Raw genomic sequence first — 17,156 nt, forward strand, 5'->3', positions numbered from 1 at the left:
TTATAATTCCTTGTTTTTTGTATTTTTGGAATATTCCATTTACTAATTCTACTATCCCGACTAGAATGAAGACTGAGTTTATTTGGTACAATCCTGCTGAAAAAGAGTATCAGTTCGGAGACAAAGAACAATACATAGACGTTATTAGAAATAGTAACCAGTCTCACAATTTTGTCATTTTAGACCGATTCTCTAACCTCACGGTAGACTTCAGAAATAAGCTGATATCCAGGCTTAGATTTCTCAACTCAATGAGCAAATCTGGCGTTATGGAGTTTATTTAGACCCTTAGAATTTCTTGTCTCTCAAATGCGCTCATTGATCGAAGCTAATCTTCCTTTGATCGAATCACCGTTTTTTCATAGGAAGTGATCGAGTCTGATTACCTATCTGTCGAATATAAAATTTATATAAGGAATTGCTTGATATACTTGTATCAAGAAAGCGCAGTTTATGAGAATCCAAGTTCGTTAGTAGAACTTGGGTTTTCTTTTAAACTCAAGAAATTACCGCAAGGTCCGAATTAATTAGCTATTGGAAAGATTCGGAATAGGTCGTATGAATTGGAATTTTGAAACACTTTCTCAGATTTTGGGAAGGTGTTTTTTATTTCATCAACTGAGCAGCTTCCTTAGCAAAATAGGTCAATATTACTTTAGCTCCAGCTCGTTTCATACTCAGTAGGGCCTCCATCATAGTAGCATCATTATCTAGCCAACCTTTTTGTGCCGCAGCTTTAATCATAGCATATTCACCAGAAACGTTATAGGCAGTAACTGGAAGATCAAAATTATCTCTCAAAAGCTTTATCACATCCAAATAAGCCAAAGCAGGTTTGACCATAAGAAAATCAGCACCTTCTTCTTCGTCCAACTCCGCTTCTATGATAGCTTCACGCAAATTAGCAGGGTTCATCTGATAAGTTTTCTTATCGCCAGACTTAGGTGCAGAATCCAGAGCATCTCGAAAAGGTCCATAAAAAGCACTGGCATACTTCGCGGTATAAGACATAATTGAAGTATCCTCAAAACCATTGTCGTCCAAAATATCTCTAATGTATTCAACTCTCCCATCCATCATGTCCGATGGGCCTATAATATCTATTCCCGTTTCTGCTTGAGCCAGAGCCATAGCCCCCAATATTTCCAGCGATTCATCATTGAGTATATTGCCATCTTCATCCACGATCCCATCATGTCCATCCGTACTATATGGATCCATTGCTACATCCGTCATTATGCATGCCTCGGGAAATTTACTTTTGATTTCATCAAGAGCCATTAAGTAGAAAAAATCGGGGTTGTGGCTCTGAGTTGCCAGTTTATCCTTATACTTTTCATCTACTACAGGAAAAATATCAAAAGACCTAATTCCGAGATTCATACAAGTCTCTATTTCCTTCAGCATCAAGTCAACAGACAGCCTATGTATACCGGGCATCGATTCCACCTCAATTGATTTGGAATTACCCTCCAGCAAAAACATCGGATACATAAAATCCGAAGTAGAGAGCTTATTCTCTTCTACCATACTTCTAATCGCTGCAGTTTTTCTATTTCTTCTCGGTCGTCTTAGCATAGGGCTTTTTTTGCAAATGTAAAAAGATGACAGGAAACCCGTAGCCTAATCATTTTCTATGCAGTAAGAATTTGACATTCATCATAATTATCTGCCGCTTGTATAGCTATTTGACGTTTTTTATTGTAAATTATTAGTTTCTGTAAGGGATTCTTCTGTCCCGAATTGTTAAATACTCAGACACTGAGGCGAGAGATATGAAACAATTTAGAACATACTGCTTATTATTTTTCTTACTTTTTATAGGAAGGTTAGGTATGTCCCAACAGATAGGATTTGATATGCCACCAGATGTCCACAAGGTCATCATTCCTTTCGAGCGGTACAACAACCTTATGGTAATTCCGGTCACGATCAATCATTCTTTAACCCTTAAATTTATTTTAGATACAGGAGTTCAATATCCAATTCTCACCGAGAAAATGTTCGGGGATTACCTTAATCTAAACTACACTCGAAATATTACCATTCAAGGTCCTGGTTCTGCAGATTCTATAAAAGCCAAAGTCGCTCAGCAAATAACGCTCAGTCTGCCCGGAGGTATAGACTCTGGAATAAATCAAGCGCTCCTAGTACTTGAAGAAGATTATTTAAAGCTTAGAAATAATTTGGGGACAGATGTATTCGGAGTGATCGGGTATGATATTTTTAGTCGATTCATTGTCGAAATTAATTATGATGAAAACTATTTAGTGCTACACGAACCGAAGAAATTTCGAGCAAAAAGATCCTATAAAAGAATTCCTATGAAGGTGGTCAATACAAAACCATATATTGAATTGACCATAATGAAAAATGAAAATGAAGGACGTCGTATGCACTTGATGGTTGATTCGGGAGCTAGTCACGCGGTTTTGCTGGACAATCCTGAAGACGATTCATTAATTCCAAAACAGAACATTACCTCTGTGATTGGACGAGGACTTGGGGGAAATATTAAAGGATATCTCGGCCGAATGACTTCCATAAAAATGGGGAAATTTGAATTTGAAGAACCTATTGCTTCCTTTCCTGTTAGTGGTGATTATGGAGAAGCCATAAAAAGAGGCAGTAGAAATGGCACCGTAGGAGGGGAATTACTAAGCAGGTTCAATGTAGCGTTCGACTATTTTGGAGGCTACCTTTATTTGAGAAAGAGCAAAATGTATCATCAGGGATTCGAGCATGATATGAGCGGAATGAATATAGCTGCCTATGGAGAACAGTTAAATGAACTAAAAGTCAATCACGTACGTGATGACTCGCCAGCATACCGAGCAGGGATTCGTCAAGGTGATCAAATTGAATCTATTAATGGTTATTCTCTGGAAAGTTTAAAATTTTCCGATTTCTCTACTTTACTTAGAAATAAACCAGGTAAAAAAATTGTTATAAAGTATGTAAGAGACGGTGAGGTTCAAAAAACTTCATTTAAGCTTGAAAGATACATTTAGATCCCTTTGTCAGTTTTAGCGAAAATTCTCGTTTCAGAAATTCTGTTTTTCAACAAATAGACCTAATAATTCAGGCTATTCAATAGTTAAATGGCTTTTTAGCAAGACTCCTTTTTATAATTCAATCAGCGAAAAATAATTTATTAGTTAGTTTTGCGGTCTTAAAAATTCACAGGTATGACCCAAGACAAAATCGCTCCATATCAACCCAAAAATCACATTCGTATCGTTACTGCAGCTTCGCTATTTGATGGCCATGATGCAGCGATCAATATTATGCGAAGAATCATCCAATCTACGGGAGTAGAAGTGATTCACCTTGGGCATAATCGATCTGTAAATGAAATTGTGAATTGTGCCATTCAAGAGGATGCACAAGCCATAGCCATTACTTCGTATCAAGGTGGACATGTCGAGTATTTTAAGTACATGTACGATCTACTCAAGGAAAATGGAAGTGGACATATCAAAATTTTCGGTGGCGGTGGTGGAACCATTCTGCCTACTGAAATTGATGAATTGCATCAATATGGGATTTCAAGAATCTATTCTCCAGACGATGGTCGTGCCATGGGACTACAAGGCATGATTAATGATATGGTCAAATCCAGTGACTTTGCTATTGGAGAAAACTTAAATGGTGAATTCAAACAAGTAAATGAACAAGATGCCAAATCAATAGCCCGAATTATTTCGGCGGCTGAAAACTTTCCCGAGCAATCCGCTGATTTGCTAAAAGATATTGATCAAAAGTCTGAAACCTCGAAAACCCCGGTTTTAGGAATTACTGGTACAGGAGGTGCAGGAAAATCTTCTCTCGTAGATGAACTGGTTAGGAGATTCCTCATTGATTTCGAAGACAAAAAAATTGCCATTATTTCTGTAGATCCCTCAAAAAGAAAAACTGGAGGAGCCTTACTTGGTGACCGTATTCGGATGAATGCGATCAACAATTCAAGAGTCTACATGAGATCACTTGCGACCAGACAATCGAACCTGGCACTTTCAAAATATGTGCAAGAAGCTGTAAATGTGGTGAAAACAGCGGGTTATGATTTAGTGATTCTTGAAACCAGTGGCATTGGCCAATCTGACACTGAAATTATCGAGCATTCTGATCTCTCACTTTATGTAATGACTCCTGAATATGGAGCAGCTACTCAGCTGGAAAAAATCGACATGTTGGACTTCGCAGACATCATCGCGCTCAACAAATTCGACAAAAGAGGAGCGCTTGACGCCCTCCGTGATGTAAAAAAACAATATCAACGAAACCATCAGCTCTTCGATGCTAACGTAGATGACCTACCAGTTTTTGGAACCATAGCGTCTCAGTTCAATGACCCAGGCATGAACAAACTCTACAGAGTGATCATGGACTCCGTGGCGGAGAAAACTGGCGCCGATTTAAAATCTTCTTTTCAGGCATCTGAAGAAATGTCGGAGAAGGTATTTATCATTCCTCCTAAAAGAACTCGATACCTTTCTGAAATTTCAGATAGTATCAGAGAGTACGATCAGTGGGTAGAGAAGCAAAGAGAAATCGCACAAAATCTTTATGGAATTGACAAAACCATGCGTTTGTCACAGGATGAAGAACTCAATAAAAAACTAAAGGAGCTCTATAAAGAGACTTCACTTGATTTCGACCCAAGAAACCAGCAAATCCTTGACGAATGGCAAGCCAAAGTAGACAATTACAATTCAGAAGAGTTTGTCTATCAGGTAAGAGGCAAAGACATCAAAGTGCAAACCAAGACGGAGTCTCTATCCCACACGAAAATTCCAAAGGTATCCTTGCCAAAATATGAAGGCTGGGGAGACGTTTTGAAATGGAATCTACAGGAAAATGTGCCGGGTGAATTTCCGTATACCGCAGGCGTATTCCCTTTCAAAAGACAAGGCGAAGATCCTACTAGAATGTTTGCCGGCGAAGGCGGGCCTGAAAGAACAAATAGAAGGTTCCATTATGTATCCAAAGGGCTCCCTGCTGCCAGACTTTCTACTGCCTTTGACTCAGTAACACTCTATGGTGAAGATCCAGATCACCGTCCGGATATTTATGGTAAAATCGGAAACTCAGGGGTAAACATTTGCTGCCTGGACGATGCCAAAAAGTTATACTCAGGCTTCAATCTTTCGGCACCGACCACTTCGGTGTCCATGACTATCAATGGTCCTGCAGCGACCATTGCAGCCTTCTTCATGAATGCCGCTATTGACCAGCAGTGCGAGTTGTACATCCAAGAAAATGGATTAGAAAAAGAAGTAGAAAAGAAAATTGCAGCCATTTATAAAGGCAGAGCAGAAAAGCGCCCAAGATATAATGGCGATTTGCCTGAAGGAAATGATGGCTTAGGCCTAATGCTCCTTGGCGTAACAGGAGATCAAGTCTTGGATGCTGACGTTTACAACAAAATAAAAACGGAGACACTGGCCAAAGTAAGAGGAACGGTACAGGCCGACATTTTGAAGGAAGATCAAGCGCAGAATACTTGTATTTTCTCTACAGAATTTTCTCTGCGAGTGATGGGTGATGTACAGCAGTACTTCATCGATCAGAATGTTAGAAACTTCTATTCGGTTTCTATTTCGGGTTATCACATTGCTGAGGCTGGTGCCAATCCAATTACTCAATTGGCTCTGACGCTTTCTAATGGATTCACATTTGTTGAATACTATGTGTCTCGTGGCATGGACATCAACAAATTCGCACCAAACTTATCTTTCTTCTTCTCGAACGGCATCGACCCAGAATATGCAGTAATCGGACGTGTGGCCAGGAGAATTTGGGCGAAAGCCATGAAACTGAAATATGGGGCTGATAGCCGATCGCAGATGTTGAAGTATCACATCCAAACCAGTGGAAGATCCCTTCACGCTCAGGAGATAGACTTCAACGATATCAGGACCACTTTACAAGCGCTATATGCCATCTATGACAACTGCAATTCGTTGCATACCAACGCATACGATGAGGCGATCACTACTCCTACAGAAGAATCCGTGAGACGTGCCATGGCCATCCAGTTGATCATCAATAGAGAGCTGGGGTTGGCTAAAAATGAGAACCCAATTCAGGGCTCATTTATCATAGAAGAACTGACTGATTTGGTAGAAGAAGCGGTATTGGCAGAATTCGATAGAATCACTGAAAGAGGCGGCGTATTGGGTGCCATGGAGACCATGTATCAGCGCAGTAAGATTCAAGAAGAAAGCTTGTACTACGAGACTTTGAAGCATACCGGTGAGTTCCCGATTATTGGTGTGAATACATTCTTATCTTCTAAAGGCTCGCCAACTGTTATTCCTCAGGAAGTCATTCGAGCAACAACTGATGAGAAAGAGTATCAAATTGAAATGCTCCAGAATTTGCACGAGTTTAGCACTGAGGAAGCTGCCGATGCATTGAAGAAATTGCAGGAAACTGCGGTACACAATGAAAACATTTTTGAGGCCTTGATGGAATGTGTGAAACATTGTTCTCTAGGACAGATTACGAATGCACTGTTTGAAGTAGGCGGTCAGTATAGGAGAAATATGTGATTTTTTGCAAATTGCCTCTCTTATGAGAGATTCCAACAGCCTATTCCGATACCAAGAAGCTAACCTACCACCAGATTTGGAGCCCTACATCAATAAGATGTGGTATTCCCATGTAGGTGTGGAGCAGTTAGAAGAGCCCTATCTGCCGAGACCATTTCCATTTTTTGTAGTTCTGCTCAAGGGGAAGGTACGCATCGAAAGAGTAGGAATAGATGAAACCAACTCACCGCTTATTTCCATTAATGGGACCATGAAGGAGTCCAGAGCGGTTTTGCATTTTAAGGATCCCATTGAATCAATAGGTATAGACCTGACATCTCATGGATTTTTGAGCTTGTTTGGTGAATCCCCCTATGGTTTTAGAGGAAAAACATTTGCTATCAACAACTTCTTGTCCATGGATGAGCAAGAAGTAATAGAAGCCATTAATGAAGTGAAAAAAGTAGAAAATAAACTTTCACTATTACTGGATTACCTGAGACCTCATTTCAAATCGATTGATTTCAATCAAAATATCAGCCATGCTTACCTAGCCTCCATCGTACCATCATGTAATTATCAAGTAGGTGAATTGGCGGACAAGATGTGTGTCTCAGAAAAAACCCTCAACCGCCTCTGCAAAGAATTTGTAGGCACGTCACCAAAAAACTACATCAATATTGTGCGAGTTAACCAAGCCTATGCCATAGCCAAGGTCAATCCTCAAAAGCCAGTACATGAGATTGCTCATCAGTTTGGCTTCTACGATGTTCAGCACATGGCGAAAACATTTAAGCACTACCTTGGGCTAAATCTCTTTGGTTTTAGAAACAATCGCTCGTCTGAAGCCTCTTCGATTTGGGCTAATTAATCTATTATTTTAATAATGTCCGTTTTTTACCACTGGGAGATTTAACCCAATAACTAGTTTTGCCTAAAGGCTTGAGAGAAAGGTGGTTTATTTTTAACTACATAATAGATTAAAACTTAATCATGAAACAATCCTTTTTAATTTTCCTGTATTTAATTGCCATTTTACCCTTCACCGGATGTAGTGAAGACGAAGACGGAAACGACGACAACGTAGCTATAGAAAACCCCATGGTTCTCCTGGAGCCAACAATTCCTTCGGCTATGTCTTCTTCGAGCGACCCTTATGCGCAGGCAGCTAATGCTATGGTCATAAGCGCCACGTCATTTGCTTCCATTGGAGCTTCCTTTTTCACAGACATAGAAAACGCATCACCGGCAACGTCATCACTGCCGGGTGGCATAGGCACTTGTTCATATTATGAATATTCGGCTGGTGGAAGCACAGTGGCCTATCAAGCCTGTGAAGATGAAACCAAATATTATCTGGATGTGTACTATCAACAATCAACGACGCTGGATCAAGTTCTCGCACTTGAACAGAAAAAAGATGGTTCATCTGGCACTATGGAACTGACTTCAGGTGTTTCCTATGTGGTCAGCTGGTCTGTTTCTAATGATGAACTTACCATGAGTATTGAATACAACAATGTACTCGTTTATAAACTTGTCAGCGATCAAAATACCGGCAGTGGCTCTGTGGTTTACTATGATGAAACCGATACTGGAGCGAAGCAAGTATTTGAATGGGATGCTAGCGGAGCAGGTACTTACACCTCATACGACAGTAGCGGAAGCATTGTGGACACAGCTAGTTGGTCATAACCAAAGCATGCAGCATTTTATAATCACAACTGATTAGGCTGTCTCAATAGCGTGGTGTACTGTCAGGCTGAGGTTCTCGAAGCCTTGCTGCTTTCTCGTAGCCAGACATTTCGAGAGCCTCAATGCGACACTTCTTGGGGGTTTTTTGCTTTTGAGACAGCCTCATTTTCATTTTTACAATTCCGATCGAACCTACATTCCTTTTGTTCATCAAACTTCACTATTTTTCAATACCAAAAAGTCATACACACAATGAGCAACATCAAATGGACCAATCACCTGATCGAATTTTTTACAGTCGTGCTAGGGATTCTTCTGGCCTTTGGGCTCAACACCTATTACAACGGCAAGGTAGAAGAAGAACGTGCCCGACATTTTCTTGAAGGTATTCGCCTTGAAATTGAAGAAAACACTGAAGAGGTTGCTGAAAAACTAGCTTATCATGAGGGCATACGTGATACTCTATACACGGATCCATCAAAGGTTGTTTTGAGACTTAAAGCATCAAGGGTCAAAAATTTTGCCTGGCAAATTGCCCAGGAAAATTCAATCAGCCAGCATATACCATATGAGTTATACAGCAAGCTAGCAGAAATTTATGAAGCGCAAGAAAATCTTCAGCAAACCAATAAGGAGGCAAGTAACATTATGTCTCATGTGAATGTCCTTAGCCCATTTTACATTGTAGGCGTTGACGTGAGTGAAGAAGAGGCCAGGGCATTTAGTCAGGACTATAAAAAAGGATGGACACCCATATTTGAGGATTTTATTTCTGCCGAAAAGGAACTTTTATTTCTGTACAACGAAGCGCTGTCACAATTCTAAATAAAACAGCAGCCGACTCGACTAGTCGGCTGCCTATCTATACCAAACTAAGATAAACCTAAATCACCTGTGGTGATTATCCTGTGGCTGACGAAAGCATTGCTTTGTCAGGGTTATGAAACTTAATTAAGTCACTTTAATTGCTTTCCTGCCTAAAGGAATGCTTATAGTCTTGTTGGCTATCATTATTCCAACGAGAATTAGTGCCGCCCCTATAATGGCCTCTACGGCTAATATTTCATCTAAGAATATTACACCTAAAGCCACACCATAAATGGGCATTAAGTAGGTCACCAGAGACAAATAAGATGCACTTGCGCTCGCTAATATTTTATAATAAATCACGAAAGCTAAAGCTGTTCCCAGGGTTCCCAATATGACTAGTGATCCAATAGACTCCCACGAAAGTGTAGTCCAGGCGACGGGGCCTTCAACCATTAAGGCAAATGGGATCAAGTAGATGGACGTAACTAGAAGTTGTGAGCTCGGCGCATAGAGTGGTTTTTCATTCATCAGGTGCAATCTTGAATAAACCAGTGCAACACCATAGGATACGGCTGCCACAGCCACAGCTACAATCCCTAATACCGAAGCATCTACTCCAGATACCAGCTCTGGCGACACCAGTACCAACAAGCCAATAAAGCCCAGAGTCGTTCCAACAATTCGTTCTATAGTCATGCGTTCGTCTGCAATAGCAAAATTGGCAATCAGCACTGTAGCCAAAGGTGTCAGTCCATTTAGAATAGAAGCAATAGAACTATCGATGTATTGTTCCCCCCAATTGATCAAAGCAAATGGTACGGCATGAGCAAAGAAACCGGCTATGGTCACGTGTTTCCAAAATGTCCAGGACCGATTGAACTCATAACCCTTGATCAAAAGCCAAATATGAAGCAGTACAGCCGCCAAACCAATCCTTAATGCAGCAAGGGTAATTGGTGAAATTTCGACCACAGCAATTTTGATAAACAAAAAAGAAGGCCCCCAAAGGGTAGCCAAAAATAAGAGTGAGAGTAGATTTTTTAGTTTCATCAGTGTGTTGATTTGTTGGTAAAAGTATGGCTATCGCCAACCGTATGACATCCCGTTGGCGATAGCACCAACGAGACTTTCGTTGGCTATTTGATGAAAGACATGAGTCCTACATGAGGAGTCTTTACTTCTTTGAGATATTCTACCAAGTCGAATTCACTCGTAGCCGTAGTTCGCTTTTGTAGTTTCTCTGGTTGCTCGATCTGAATGCACCCATGTCCATTCAGCTTCGCAATTTTCAAATGTAGTGCTGGTGTTTCCATATCGATTATGTTTAAAGTTTGATGGAATATGTTCCACCTTAAAAATTAAATGATGAGGAATGAAACGCCGACTCCAATTTTTCGTTCTATGAATTGGATGAATTGATTTAGTCAATTCCATGAATAAAACTAATACCTCAAAACAAACCAATGGAACTACGTCATCTCAAATTGGTAAGGGAGGTTGCTGATAAAGGCAGCCTAACCAAAGCCATGGAAAACCTTTATCTTTCTCAATCGGCCCTCAGCCATCAGCTCAAAGAAATTGAGACTCATCTGGGTGCTCAGCTTTTTCATCGTGTCAATAAGAAACTGATACTGACTGGGGCTGGTCAAATCGTGTTAGACTCTGCCAAAAAAATTCTAAGCGAAATTGATAAAACTGAAAACTCTGTCAAAAAATATGTGAATGGTGACAAGGGCTTAGTTCGACTGGCCACTCAGTGTTATACCTGCTATCACTGGCTGCCTACTTTGATGATTGATTTCAATAAAGAATTTCCAAAAGTAGATATTGAAATATTTCCTGGCGTGACTGAAAACCCAGACAAACTTATTTTGAATGGAGAGCTAGACTTAGCCATCACAAGCGATCACAACGATCACCCGTCCTTGACCTATACCGAATTATTCAGGGATGAAATGATGGTGGTGGTACCAGCTGGCCACGAATGGACCAAAAAACCCTATGTAGAAGCAGAAGATTTTCGTGAACAAAATGTGTTTATTCATTCTTACCCTATCGAGTCTGTTACGCTATTCAATCAGGTGCTCATGCCTGAAGGTGTGAAACCAAAAAAGGTCATGCCGATACAGGTCACCGACGCCGTATTACAAATGATCAAAGCTGGCCTGGGGGTTCAAGTCATGGCTCGCTGGATGGTGGATCCATATTTGACGGACAATAATTTGGAGCTGGTTCCTGTGACTAAAAAAGGACTATATAGAACTTGGTACGCTGCTCACCTCAATCAGCCAGAGGCACCTGCTTACATCAATAATTTCATCGAGCACCTGCGGTGCAATATTGGAGGGGTATGTGAGTGTGAAGGGGATTGTTGACCGAAAGTCAAATCCCTCAGAGTCCTCTTCGAGTGACTCTGAGGATAATTGAGTATTGTTTAAGGGCATGGAACAGGAATAGAGTCTCCATTGTTATCAATAAGTTCATTTCCATTCCCATCCTCAGCATAGCATATTGTATCTTCTTCATTATCACATGCGCATAAACAAATGATCAGAACTAAAGAGCACGCAAACATTTTCATAATTTGTTGCTTAAATTTCATAGAACTTAAAAGGGCCAAATAACAATTATTTATCTCAAAACTAGTACATCAATTTCAAATTAACCACGCCCTCAGAGTCACTCGACAGAGGACTCTGAGCTCCCAGGCACAAGCTCTCTAAAATCAACTAAACTATATTTCGCCTTCTTTCCGCATTCATAAAATCCTGCACTTGAATGAGGGTAGTCTGTATAATCTTCAACTATTCTCCACTTCTTGCTCACAGGATTGAGATGGATATAATCCAACACCCTCCCTACCTCACTTGAATCAATCGGCTTGGCATCAAATGACAATCTAAACACCTGATGTTTCTTTCCTTTTTCCTTCTCCTTTGCAGTCACCCCTGCTTTGAGCACATCCAGTAGTCTTACTTTGCCATTCTCCTTTAACCGCTTCACAATTTCATAAGCCAAAAACCTTTTTGATTCAGCGATGACCAAACTTAAATTCTTCACTTCTGAATTTACATGCAACAGCAGATGGAAGTGATTGGGCATGATAACATAGCCACAAAGGTTACAGCCTTTTTTTCTTAGTTTTTCAAACCAAAAAGGTAAGTAGTCATAGATATTGGTTTCTGCAAAAAGATTTAACCATTTGTAACAAGTGAAGGTGATGAAAAAGAAAGTATCCCTTTCAATATGATTTAGGTGAGTTGGCATGATCAAATATATGAAGCTTTTCGAAATCGAAACTCAGAGTCCCTTGCAGGTGACTCTGAGTGAATATTAGTAAGATGATTAAACCTTTCAGAGATTTACTTTGAATCTGAAACCTTACAGGTTTGAAAATCAGTAAAGACTGGTATCCTAATCCTTCCAGTCCTCAGAGAATGGTTCCTAAAGGTTCACAAGAATTCGCCTCAATTCACTCCTTCTCATCTCTAAAAGACTGATCCACCATTGGCCCAAGCTTCATTCCACCCAACAAGTGCATGTGCAGATGAAAGACACTCTGGCCAGAATCTTCATTGGTATTGATGCTAAGCCGATATCCAGTATTTGCGATACCATCTTCTGCTGCCAGCTGTTTGGCTACCAGATGCATTCTACCTACTACTTGGACATCCTCTTCTTCTAAATCATTGATTGTTGGAATTCTTTTTTTGGGTACGATAAGATAGTGCACTGGGGCTTGAGGGCGAAGCGGAACAAATGCAATAATCTCATTATCCTCGTACACAATAGTCGCAGGCAACTCACGATTGATAATTTTGGTGAAAGGTGAATCTTTGGATAGTTTCTCTTCTTTCTTTTGGGTGTACTCCGCAGACTGCCCCCACAACTGACACGGCAAACACAATAAGGCAATCATCAAATAGGATTTCATAAAATAAATTTGAGGTTAACACTAAAACTACCCATCATCGGAATTCCATTAGGCACATTGCCCCATTATTTTATATTTGTGATCAGTCAAACAACCAAAAACTATGAAATTACACATCTCAGTATTATTACTGCTCATCTCTATTTGCTCATCCGCTCAAAAGAAACTCACGGTTTCTGACATTTATGAAAAAGGCCTTTTCAAAGAAGAAACGATGAAAAGCCTCAACTGGATGAATGATGGACAGTACTATACCGCCCTTGAGGAAAATCAGATTTTAAGATATGATGTAACTACAGGCCAATCGGATTCGGTAATTATTGATGGCAAGGCCTTGAATCTAAAAATTGATGATTACGACTTCACTCCTGATGAATCAAAAGTGTTGCTGCTCACAGACAAACAGAAGGTTTTTAGAAGATCCTATACCGCAGAATATTACATTTATACTTTTGAAGGAGAGGAGTTAAAACAGCTTTCACCAAATGGCAGACAATCGTATGCCACTATTTCTCCAGACAACAAAAATGTGGCCTTCGTTCGCGACAACAATTTGTTCTTTGTGAAGCTGGTAAACATGAGTGAACACCAGGTGACCAAGGATGGGGAAAAAGGAAGGATCATCAACGGCTCGACCGACTGGGTATATGAAGAAGAATTGTACATAGCTAAGGCTTTCTTCTGGTCGCCTAACTCCGAAAAACTGGCTTTTTATCGGTTCGACGAAAGTGAAGTAAAAGAGTACAATCTGCAATACTGGGACAACGGAGCCCTCTATCCACGAGACTACAGATACAAATACCCAAAGGCGGGAGAGAAAAACTCCATCGTAACCATCAAAGTCTACAATCTCAAGGATAACACTACGCAGACGGTAGACCTAGGAGAAGAAACCGACATCTACATTCCAAATATCCAATGGACCAAAGACCCAGATATTCTGGCTATTAAACGGCTCAATCGCTTACAAAATAGGCAAGATATATTTCACTACAGCACCAAATTCAAATCAGCTACTAACATTTTGACTGATAAAAGCAAAACTTATATTCATGCCACTTATACAAATGAGTGGATTTATCTCGACAATGGCACTCACTTTCTGATGTCCTCAGAACGAGAAGGGTACAAACACTTTTATATTCACAGGATGGATGGTCAGCTGGAATATAAAGCCACCTCAGGGGCTTTTAATGCAGAGAAACTTCTCGCCTTAGACCAGCGAACCAAAACTCCGATTCTCTATTATACCTCCACCGAAAATGGATCGACAGAACGTCATGTGTATCGAGTAGATTTTAAAGGGAAAGGGAAACTTCAACTAAGCTCCAAGCCTGGAGTGAATACAGCTGACATCAGCAAAGATTTCAAATACTACATCAGTTTTAATAGCTCAGCATCAAGTCCCAAAGAAGTCTCTCTCTACATGACCAAAGGCAATAAGTTGGTCAAGGTGTTGAAGGACAATGCCAAGCTCAAGGAAACAATAGCTGAATACGGATTGACAGAAAAGATCATGTTCGAAATCGAAGCAGCAGACAAAAAACTGCTTAACGCCTACATGATTCAGCCAGCCAACATGGACAGCACCAAAAAATACCCTTTACTACTTTATCAATACAGTGGCCCCGGCAAACAACGCATTAAAAATGATTGGTACGGAGACAAGCACTTCATGTGGCACCAGTTACTCGCTCAGCAAGGTTATATAGTAGTCGGCATAGATTGTCGAGGAACCGGCGGAAAAAGCGAAGAGTTTAAAAAAATGACCTACATGAAAATGGGAAAGTTGGAGGCTGAAGATCAGGTTGCCGCTGCCAAATACTTGGGCTCACTGCCATTCGTTGACGAGAACAGAATAGGAATCTGGGGCTGGAGTTATGGAGGATATATTTCAACATTGGCACTCGAAACTGGGCCTGACATTTTCAAGGCCGGAATTGCAGTCTCACCATTTTTATGGAAATATTATGATACCATATATTCAGAAAGGTACTTGAGAAGGCCTCAGGACAACCCTGATGGGTACAACGAATATTCAATTGTGAGAAATGCAGGTAAATTAAGATCTGAATACTTGCTCATTCATGGTACCGGTGACGACAATGTGCATTTTCAAAATGCTGTAACACTGCAAAACGAGCTCATCATGCAAGGCAAGCAGTTTGATTCTTTCTATTATCCGGACAACAATCATTCATTGATTGGGAAGAAAACCAAAGTTCATCTGTATACGATGATGATGGATTTTATTTTGGAGAACTTGTAAGATATGCCCTCCTTCCAAAAAGAAATATCGCTCAACCCACGTTCTCGCGGATTTCATTTAGTTACAGATGAAATTCTTGAGGCAATACCAGAAATTCAAAATATCTCTATCGGAATTTTGCAGGTGTTTATCAAACACACCTCTGCCAGCTTGACCATCAATGAAAATGCTGACCCTACCGTACGACAAGATTTTGAAAGTCACTTCAATGAATATGTGCCAGAAAACGCATCCTACTACAGACATACCTATGAAGGCCCTGACGACATGCCAGCACATATCAAATCATCACTTCTAGGTAGTTCAATTTCTATTCCTATTAGCTACGGCAAACCCAATCTGGGTACATGGCAGGGCATCTACCTATGTGAGCACCGAGACTATGGCGGTTCTAGAAAAATAATAATTACTGTACTAGGAGGTGTTTAATTCACTCTAAGTTTTTGTGAATATTGACCTAAAGAAGTTGTGATTTTAACCACATATATACCAGGTTTAAGACCCATTTCTGAAGAGTTAACCCTTATTTTATTAAGCTCTTCGTTATAGTCCAAGTTAAAACTTGATCCGCCAGAAAGGTCATAAATAGATATACTTTCTATTTTTTCGTCTTGAAAGGAAATAAAGAAATCTTCTCCCGTTGCCAAAGGCATGGGGTAAACAACTATCTTATTTGCTTGACTCAAATGGAAGTTGACCATTTTAATGGAGAAGAACTCATTTGAACCGTCATAGTCAACTTGTTGCAATTGATAATAATAAATTCCCTTCTGAGGTGGATAGTCTGTCCATTGGTAAGAAATTGCCTCATTAGTTGTGCCGTTTCCTGCAACTCTGTCTACGATTTCAAAACCGATTCCATCACTTGATCGAAGAATATTAAAATAATCATTGTTCAACTCACTTGATGTTTGCCATGAAAGTTGTATTTGATCCAGCTCGGCAATAATCTTAAAAGAGACTAGCGTGACTGGCATACCACTACAGGCTGAACCACAGCATCCGCCACTGCCTCCACTACAGTCTTCATCTCCACCACCTGTCACCACAGGATCCTCACCCTCATAGTCACCTCCCACGACCATTCCTCCTCCATCGACTGTGGTATTACCTCCACCGGTATTGTCATAATCTCCATCAACTACTAACGTGCCACCATTGCTAATGTCTACTGTTCCATTACCCGTATTGTCAAAATTACCAGTAACATACATATGGGAGTTGTTCAAACTGACATCTGCTCCACTTCCTGCATCCACATGACCTTTGATATCTATGGTTGAATTATTTGTGAAATTCATTACTGCACTACCATTCATTGACATGGCCGTTTGACTTACACCATCTGCAAACCCTACCCCAACATCAATATCAGAATTGTCGATTGAGGTAGTTCCATCAGCTACATACAACTCACCTCCAATGCTAAAATCTGAATTAGTCACTGTCGCATCTTCAAACTCAAAATCTCCAGTTCCTGTTGTAGTGAAACTACTAGAAGACATTGTCATCGTAGCTAAATTTGTGTTAAAAGAAGCGGATGAAAAAGTACTTCCAGATATCACGATATCCGAACCATTAAAATTGGCTGCGCCTGTGACCGTTGCATTAACACCGTTCATTGTGAAATCACCTCCTCCACCTGAGTCAAACGTACCTGATATCGAATAAGTGCCACCAGTGAGTGTATTTAGACCGCCGTAGCCCTCATTAAAATTTCCAGCGACAACATCAGCTCCTGTGGCTATAAGAGTGGAGCCTCCTCTGATAGTCAATGTTCCTGTTACCGTCATCGTGACGCCTGGGTCGACGGTGAGGGTGTTTCCCGTAATATTAAGATTACCAGATGTGGTACAATCACTTGAAATTGTACCACTCGTTGGGCATTGTGTGAAACCGCGCATACTGCTTA

15 protein-coding genes are annotated in these 17,156 nt (G+C 40.4%); 9 read left to right on the forward strand and 6 right to left on the reverse strand.

Going from position 1 to position 17,156, the window contains the following annotated elements:
- Positions 1-65: 65 nt before the first annotated feature.
- Positions 66-284, forward strand: a complete 219-nt coding sequence (locus ACOQO5_RS02425) for a hypothetical protein (RefSeq protein WP_420580086.1) — start codon at positions 66-68, stop codon at positions 282-284.
- 322 nt (positions 285-606) lie between these two features.
- Here ACOQO5_RS02425 and hemB read toward each other — a convergent pair whose 3' ends face one another.
- Positions 607-1,578, reverse strand: coding sequence for a porphobilinogen synthase (gene hemB, locus ACOQO5_RS02430; RefSeq protein WP_420580087.1), 972 nt, complete (start codon positions 1,576-1,578; stop codon positions 607-609).
- 257 nt (positions 1,579-1,835) lie between these two features.
- Between hemB and ACOQO5_RS02435 the strand changes: the two genes are divergently transcribed.
- The 5 genes from ACOQO5_RS02435 to ACOQO5_RS02455 all read left to right on the forward strand — a co-directional run bounded on the left by ACOQO5_RS02435 (position 1,836) and on the right by ACOQO5_RS02455 (position 9,056).
- The gene (locus ACOQO5_RS02435; protein WP_420580088.1) at positions 1,836-3,011 is read left to right on the forward strand and encodes an aspartyl protease family protein; all 1,176 of its coding nucleotides are present in this window, start codon (positions 1,836-1,838) and stop codon (positions 3,009-3,011) included.
- Positions 3,012-3,188: 177 nt separating this feature from the next.
- Positions 3,189-6,557 carry a methylmalonyl-CoA mutase family protein gene (locus ACOQO5_RS02440; RefSeq protein WP_420580089.1) on the forward strand — a complete coding sequence of 1,123 codons (3,369 nt, stop codon included), beginning with the start codon at positions 3,189-3,191 and terminating at the stop codon, positions 6,555-6,557.
- Between the two features lie 22 nt (positions 6,558-6,579).
- Positions 6,580-7,407: a helix-turn-helix domain-containing protein gene (locus ACOQO5_RS02445; protein ID WP_420580090.1), complete on the forward strand. Its 828-nt coding sequence runs from the start codon at positions 6,580-6,582 to the stop codon at positions 7,405-7,407.
- A 122-nt stretch (positions 7,408-7,529) separates the two neighbouring features.
- Positions 7,530-8,231 (forward strand): hypothetical protein, encoded by a 702-nt coding sequence (locus tag ACOQO5_RS02450; protein WP_420580091.1) that lies wholly within the window; start codon positions 7,530-7,532, stop codon positions 8,229-8,231.
- Between the two features lie 252 nt (positions 8,232-8,483).
- A complete protein-coding gene (locus tag ACOQO5_RS02455; RefSeq protein WP_420580092.1) occupies positions 8,484-9,056 on the forward strand; it encodes a hypothetical protein in 573 nt (190 codons plus the stop codon).
- Between the two features lie 126 nt (positions 9,057-9,182).
- Here ACOQO5_RS02455 and ACOQO5_RS02460 read toward each other — a convergent pair whose 3' ends face one another.
- On the reverse strand, positions 9,183-10,091 hold the full coding sequence (locus ACOQO5_RS02460; protein ID WP_420580093.1) for a DMT family transporter: 909 nt from the start codon (positions 10,089-10,091) through the stop codon (positions 9,183-9,185).
- Between the two features lie 86 nt (positions 10,092-10,177).
- The gene (locus ACOQO5_RS02465) at positions 10,178-10,354 is read right to left on the reverse strand and encodes a hypothetical protein (protein ID WP_420580094.1); all 177 of its coding nucleotides are present in this window, start codon (positions 10,352-10,354) and stop codon (positions 10,178-10,180) included.
- Between the two features lie 150 nt (positions 10,355-10,504).
- Here ACOQO5_RS02465 and ACOQO5_RS02470 point away from each other — a divergent pair, with 150 nt between their 5' ends.
- Complete coding sequence (locus ACOQO5_RS02470; RefSeq protein ID WP_420580095.1) at positions 10,505-11,416, forward strand: LysR family transcriptional regulator; 912 nt, start codon at positions 10,505-10,507, stop codon at positions 11,414-11,416.
- A gap of 304 nt (positions 11,417-11,720) precedes the next feature.
- On the opposite strand, the gene ACOQO5_RS02475 is transcribed toward ACOQO5_RS02470, so the two are convergent.
- Together ACOQO5_RS02475 and ACOQO5_RS02480 are read right to left on the reverse strand one after the other, a co-directional pair.
- Positions 11,721-12,308 (reverse strand): transposase, encoded by a 588-nt coding sequence (locus ACOQO5_RS02475; protein WP_420580096.1) that lies wholly within the window; start codon positions 12,306-12,308, stop codon positions 11,721-11,723.
- 205 nt (positions 12,309-12,513) lie between these two features.
- The gene (locus ACOQO5_RS02480; RefSeq protein ID WP_420580192.1) at positions 12,514-12,930 is read right to left on the reverse strand and encodes a histidine triad nucleotide-binding protein; all 417 of its coding nucleotides are present in this window, start codon (positions 12,928-12,930) and stop codon (positions 12,514-12,516) included.
- A gap of 148 nt (positions 12,931-13,078) precedes the next feature.
- Between ACOQO5_RS02480 and ACOQO5_RS02485 the strand changes: the two genes are divergently transcribed.
- Positions 13,079-15,244 carry a S9 family peptidase gene (locus ACOQO5_RS02485; protein ID WP_420580097.1) on the forward strand — a complete coding sequence of 722 codons (2,166 nt, stop codon included), beginning with the start codon at positions 13,079-13,081 and terminating at the stop codon, positions 15,242-15,244.
- A 3-nt stretch (positions 15,245-15,247) separates the two neighbouring features.
- Positions 15,248-15,673, forward strand: a complete 426-nt coding sequence (locus ACOQO5_RS02490) for a secondary thiamine-phosphate synthase enzyme YjbQ (RefSeq protein ID WP_420580098.1) — start codon at positions 15,248-15,250, stop codon at positions 15,671-15,673.
- On the opposite strand, the gene ACOQO5_RS02495 is transcribed toward ACOQO5_RS02490, so the two are convergent.
- Complete coding sequence (locus ACOQO5_RS02495; RefSeq protein ID WP_420580099.1) at positions 15,670-17,148, reverse strand: T9SS type A sorting domain-containing protein; 1,479 nt, start codon at positions 17,146-17,148, stop codon at positions 15,670-15,672. The genes ACOQO5_RS02490 and ACOQO5_RS02495 overlap by 4 nt on opposite strands.
- Positions 17,149-17,156 lie beyond the last annotated feature (8 nt).

The organism is Reichenbachiella sp., from assembly GCF_965223055.1.
Taxonomy (GTDB): domain Bacteria; phylum Bacteroidota; class Bacteroidia; order Cytophagales; family Cyclobacteriaceae; genus Reichenbachiella.

Bases quoted from the DNA above. Each gene is read 5' to 3' on its own strand.
- ACOQO5_RS02455 (WP_420580092.1), top strand. From the start codon at position 8,484: ATGAGCAACATCAAATGGACCAATCACCTGATCGAATTTTTTACAGTC.
- ACOQO5_RS02490 (WP_420580098.1), top strand. From the start codon at position 15,248: ATGCCCTCCTTCCAAAAAGAAATATCGCTCAACCCACGTTCTCGCGGA.
- ACOQO5_RS02445 (WP_420580090.1), top strand. From the start codon at position 6,580: ATGAGAGATTCCAACAGCCTATTCCGATACCAAGAAGCTAACCTACCA.
- ACOQO5_RS02465 (WP_420580094.1), bottom strand. From the start codon at position 10,354: ATGGAAACACCAGCACTACATTTGAAAATTGCGAAGCTGAATGGACAT.
- ACOQO5_RS02470 (WP_420580095.1), top strand. From the start codon at position 10,505: ATGGAACTACGTCATCTCAAATTGGTAAGGGAGGTTGCTGATAAAGGC.
- ACOQO5_RS02475 (WP_420580096.1), bottom strand. From the start codon at position 12,308: ATGCCAACTCACCTAAATCATATTGAAAGGGATACTTTCTTTTTCATC.
- hemB (WP_420580087.1), bottom strand. From the start codon at position 1,578: ATGCTAAGACGACCGAGAAGAAATAGAAAAACTGCAGCGATTAGAAGT.
- ACOQO5_RS02460 (WP_420580093.1), bottom strand. From the start codon at position 10,091: ATGAAACTAAAAAATCTACTCTCACTCTTATTTTTGGCTACCCTTTGG.
- ACOQO5_RS02435 (WP_420580088.1), top strand. From the start codon at position 1,836: ATGTCCCAACAGATAGGATTTGATATGCCACCAGATGTCCACAAGGTC.
- ACOQO5_RS02425 (WP_420580086.1), top strand. From the start codon at position 66: ATGAAGACTGAGTTTATTTGGTACAATCCTGCTGAAAAAGAGTATCAG.
- ACOQO5_RS02450 (WP_420580091.1), top strand. From the start codon at position 7,530: ATGAAACAATCCTTTTTAATTTTCCTGTATTTAATTGCCATTTTACCC.
- ACOQO5_RS02440 (WP_420580089.1), top strand. From the start codon at position 3,189: ATGACCCAAGACAAAATCGCTCCATATCAACCCAAAAATCACATTCGT.
- ACOQO5_RS02495 (WP_420580099.1), bottom strand. From the start codon at position 17,148: ATGCGCGGTTTCACACAATGCCCAACGAGTGGTACAATTTCAAGTGAT.
- ACOQO5_RS02485 (WP_420580097.1), top strand. From the start codon at position 13,079: ATGAAATTACACATCTCAGTATTATTACTGCTCATCTCTATTTGCTCA.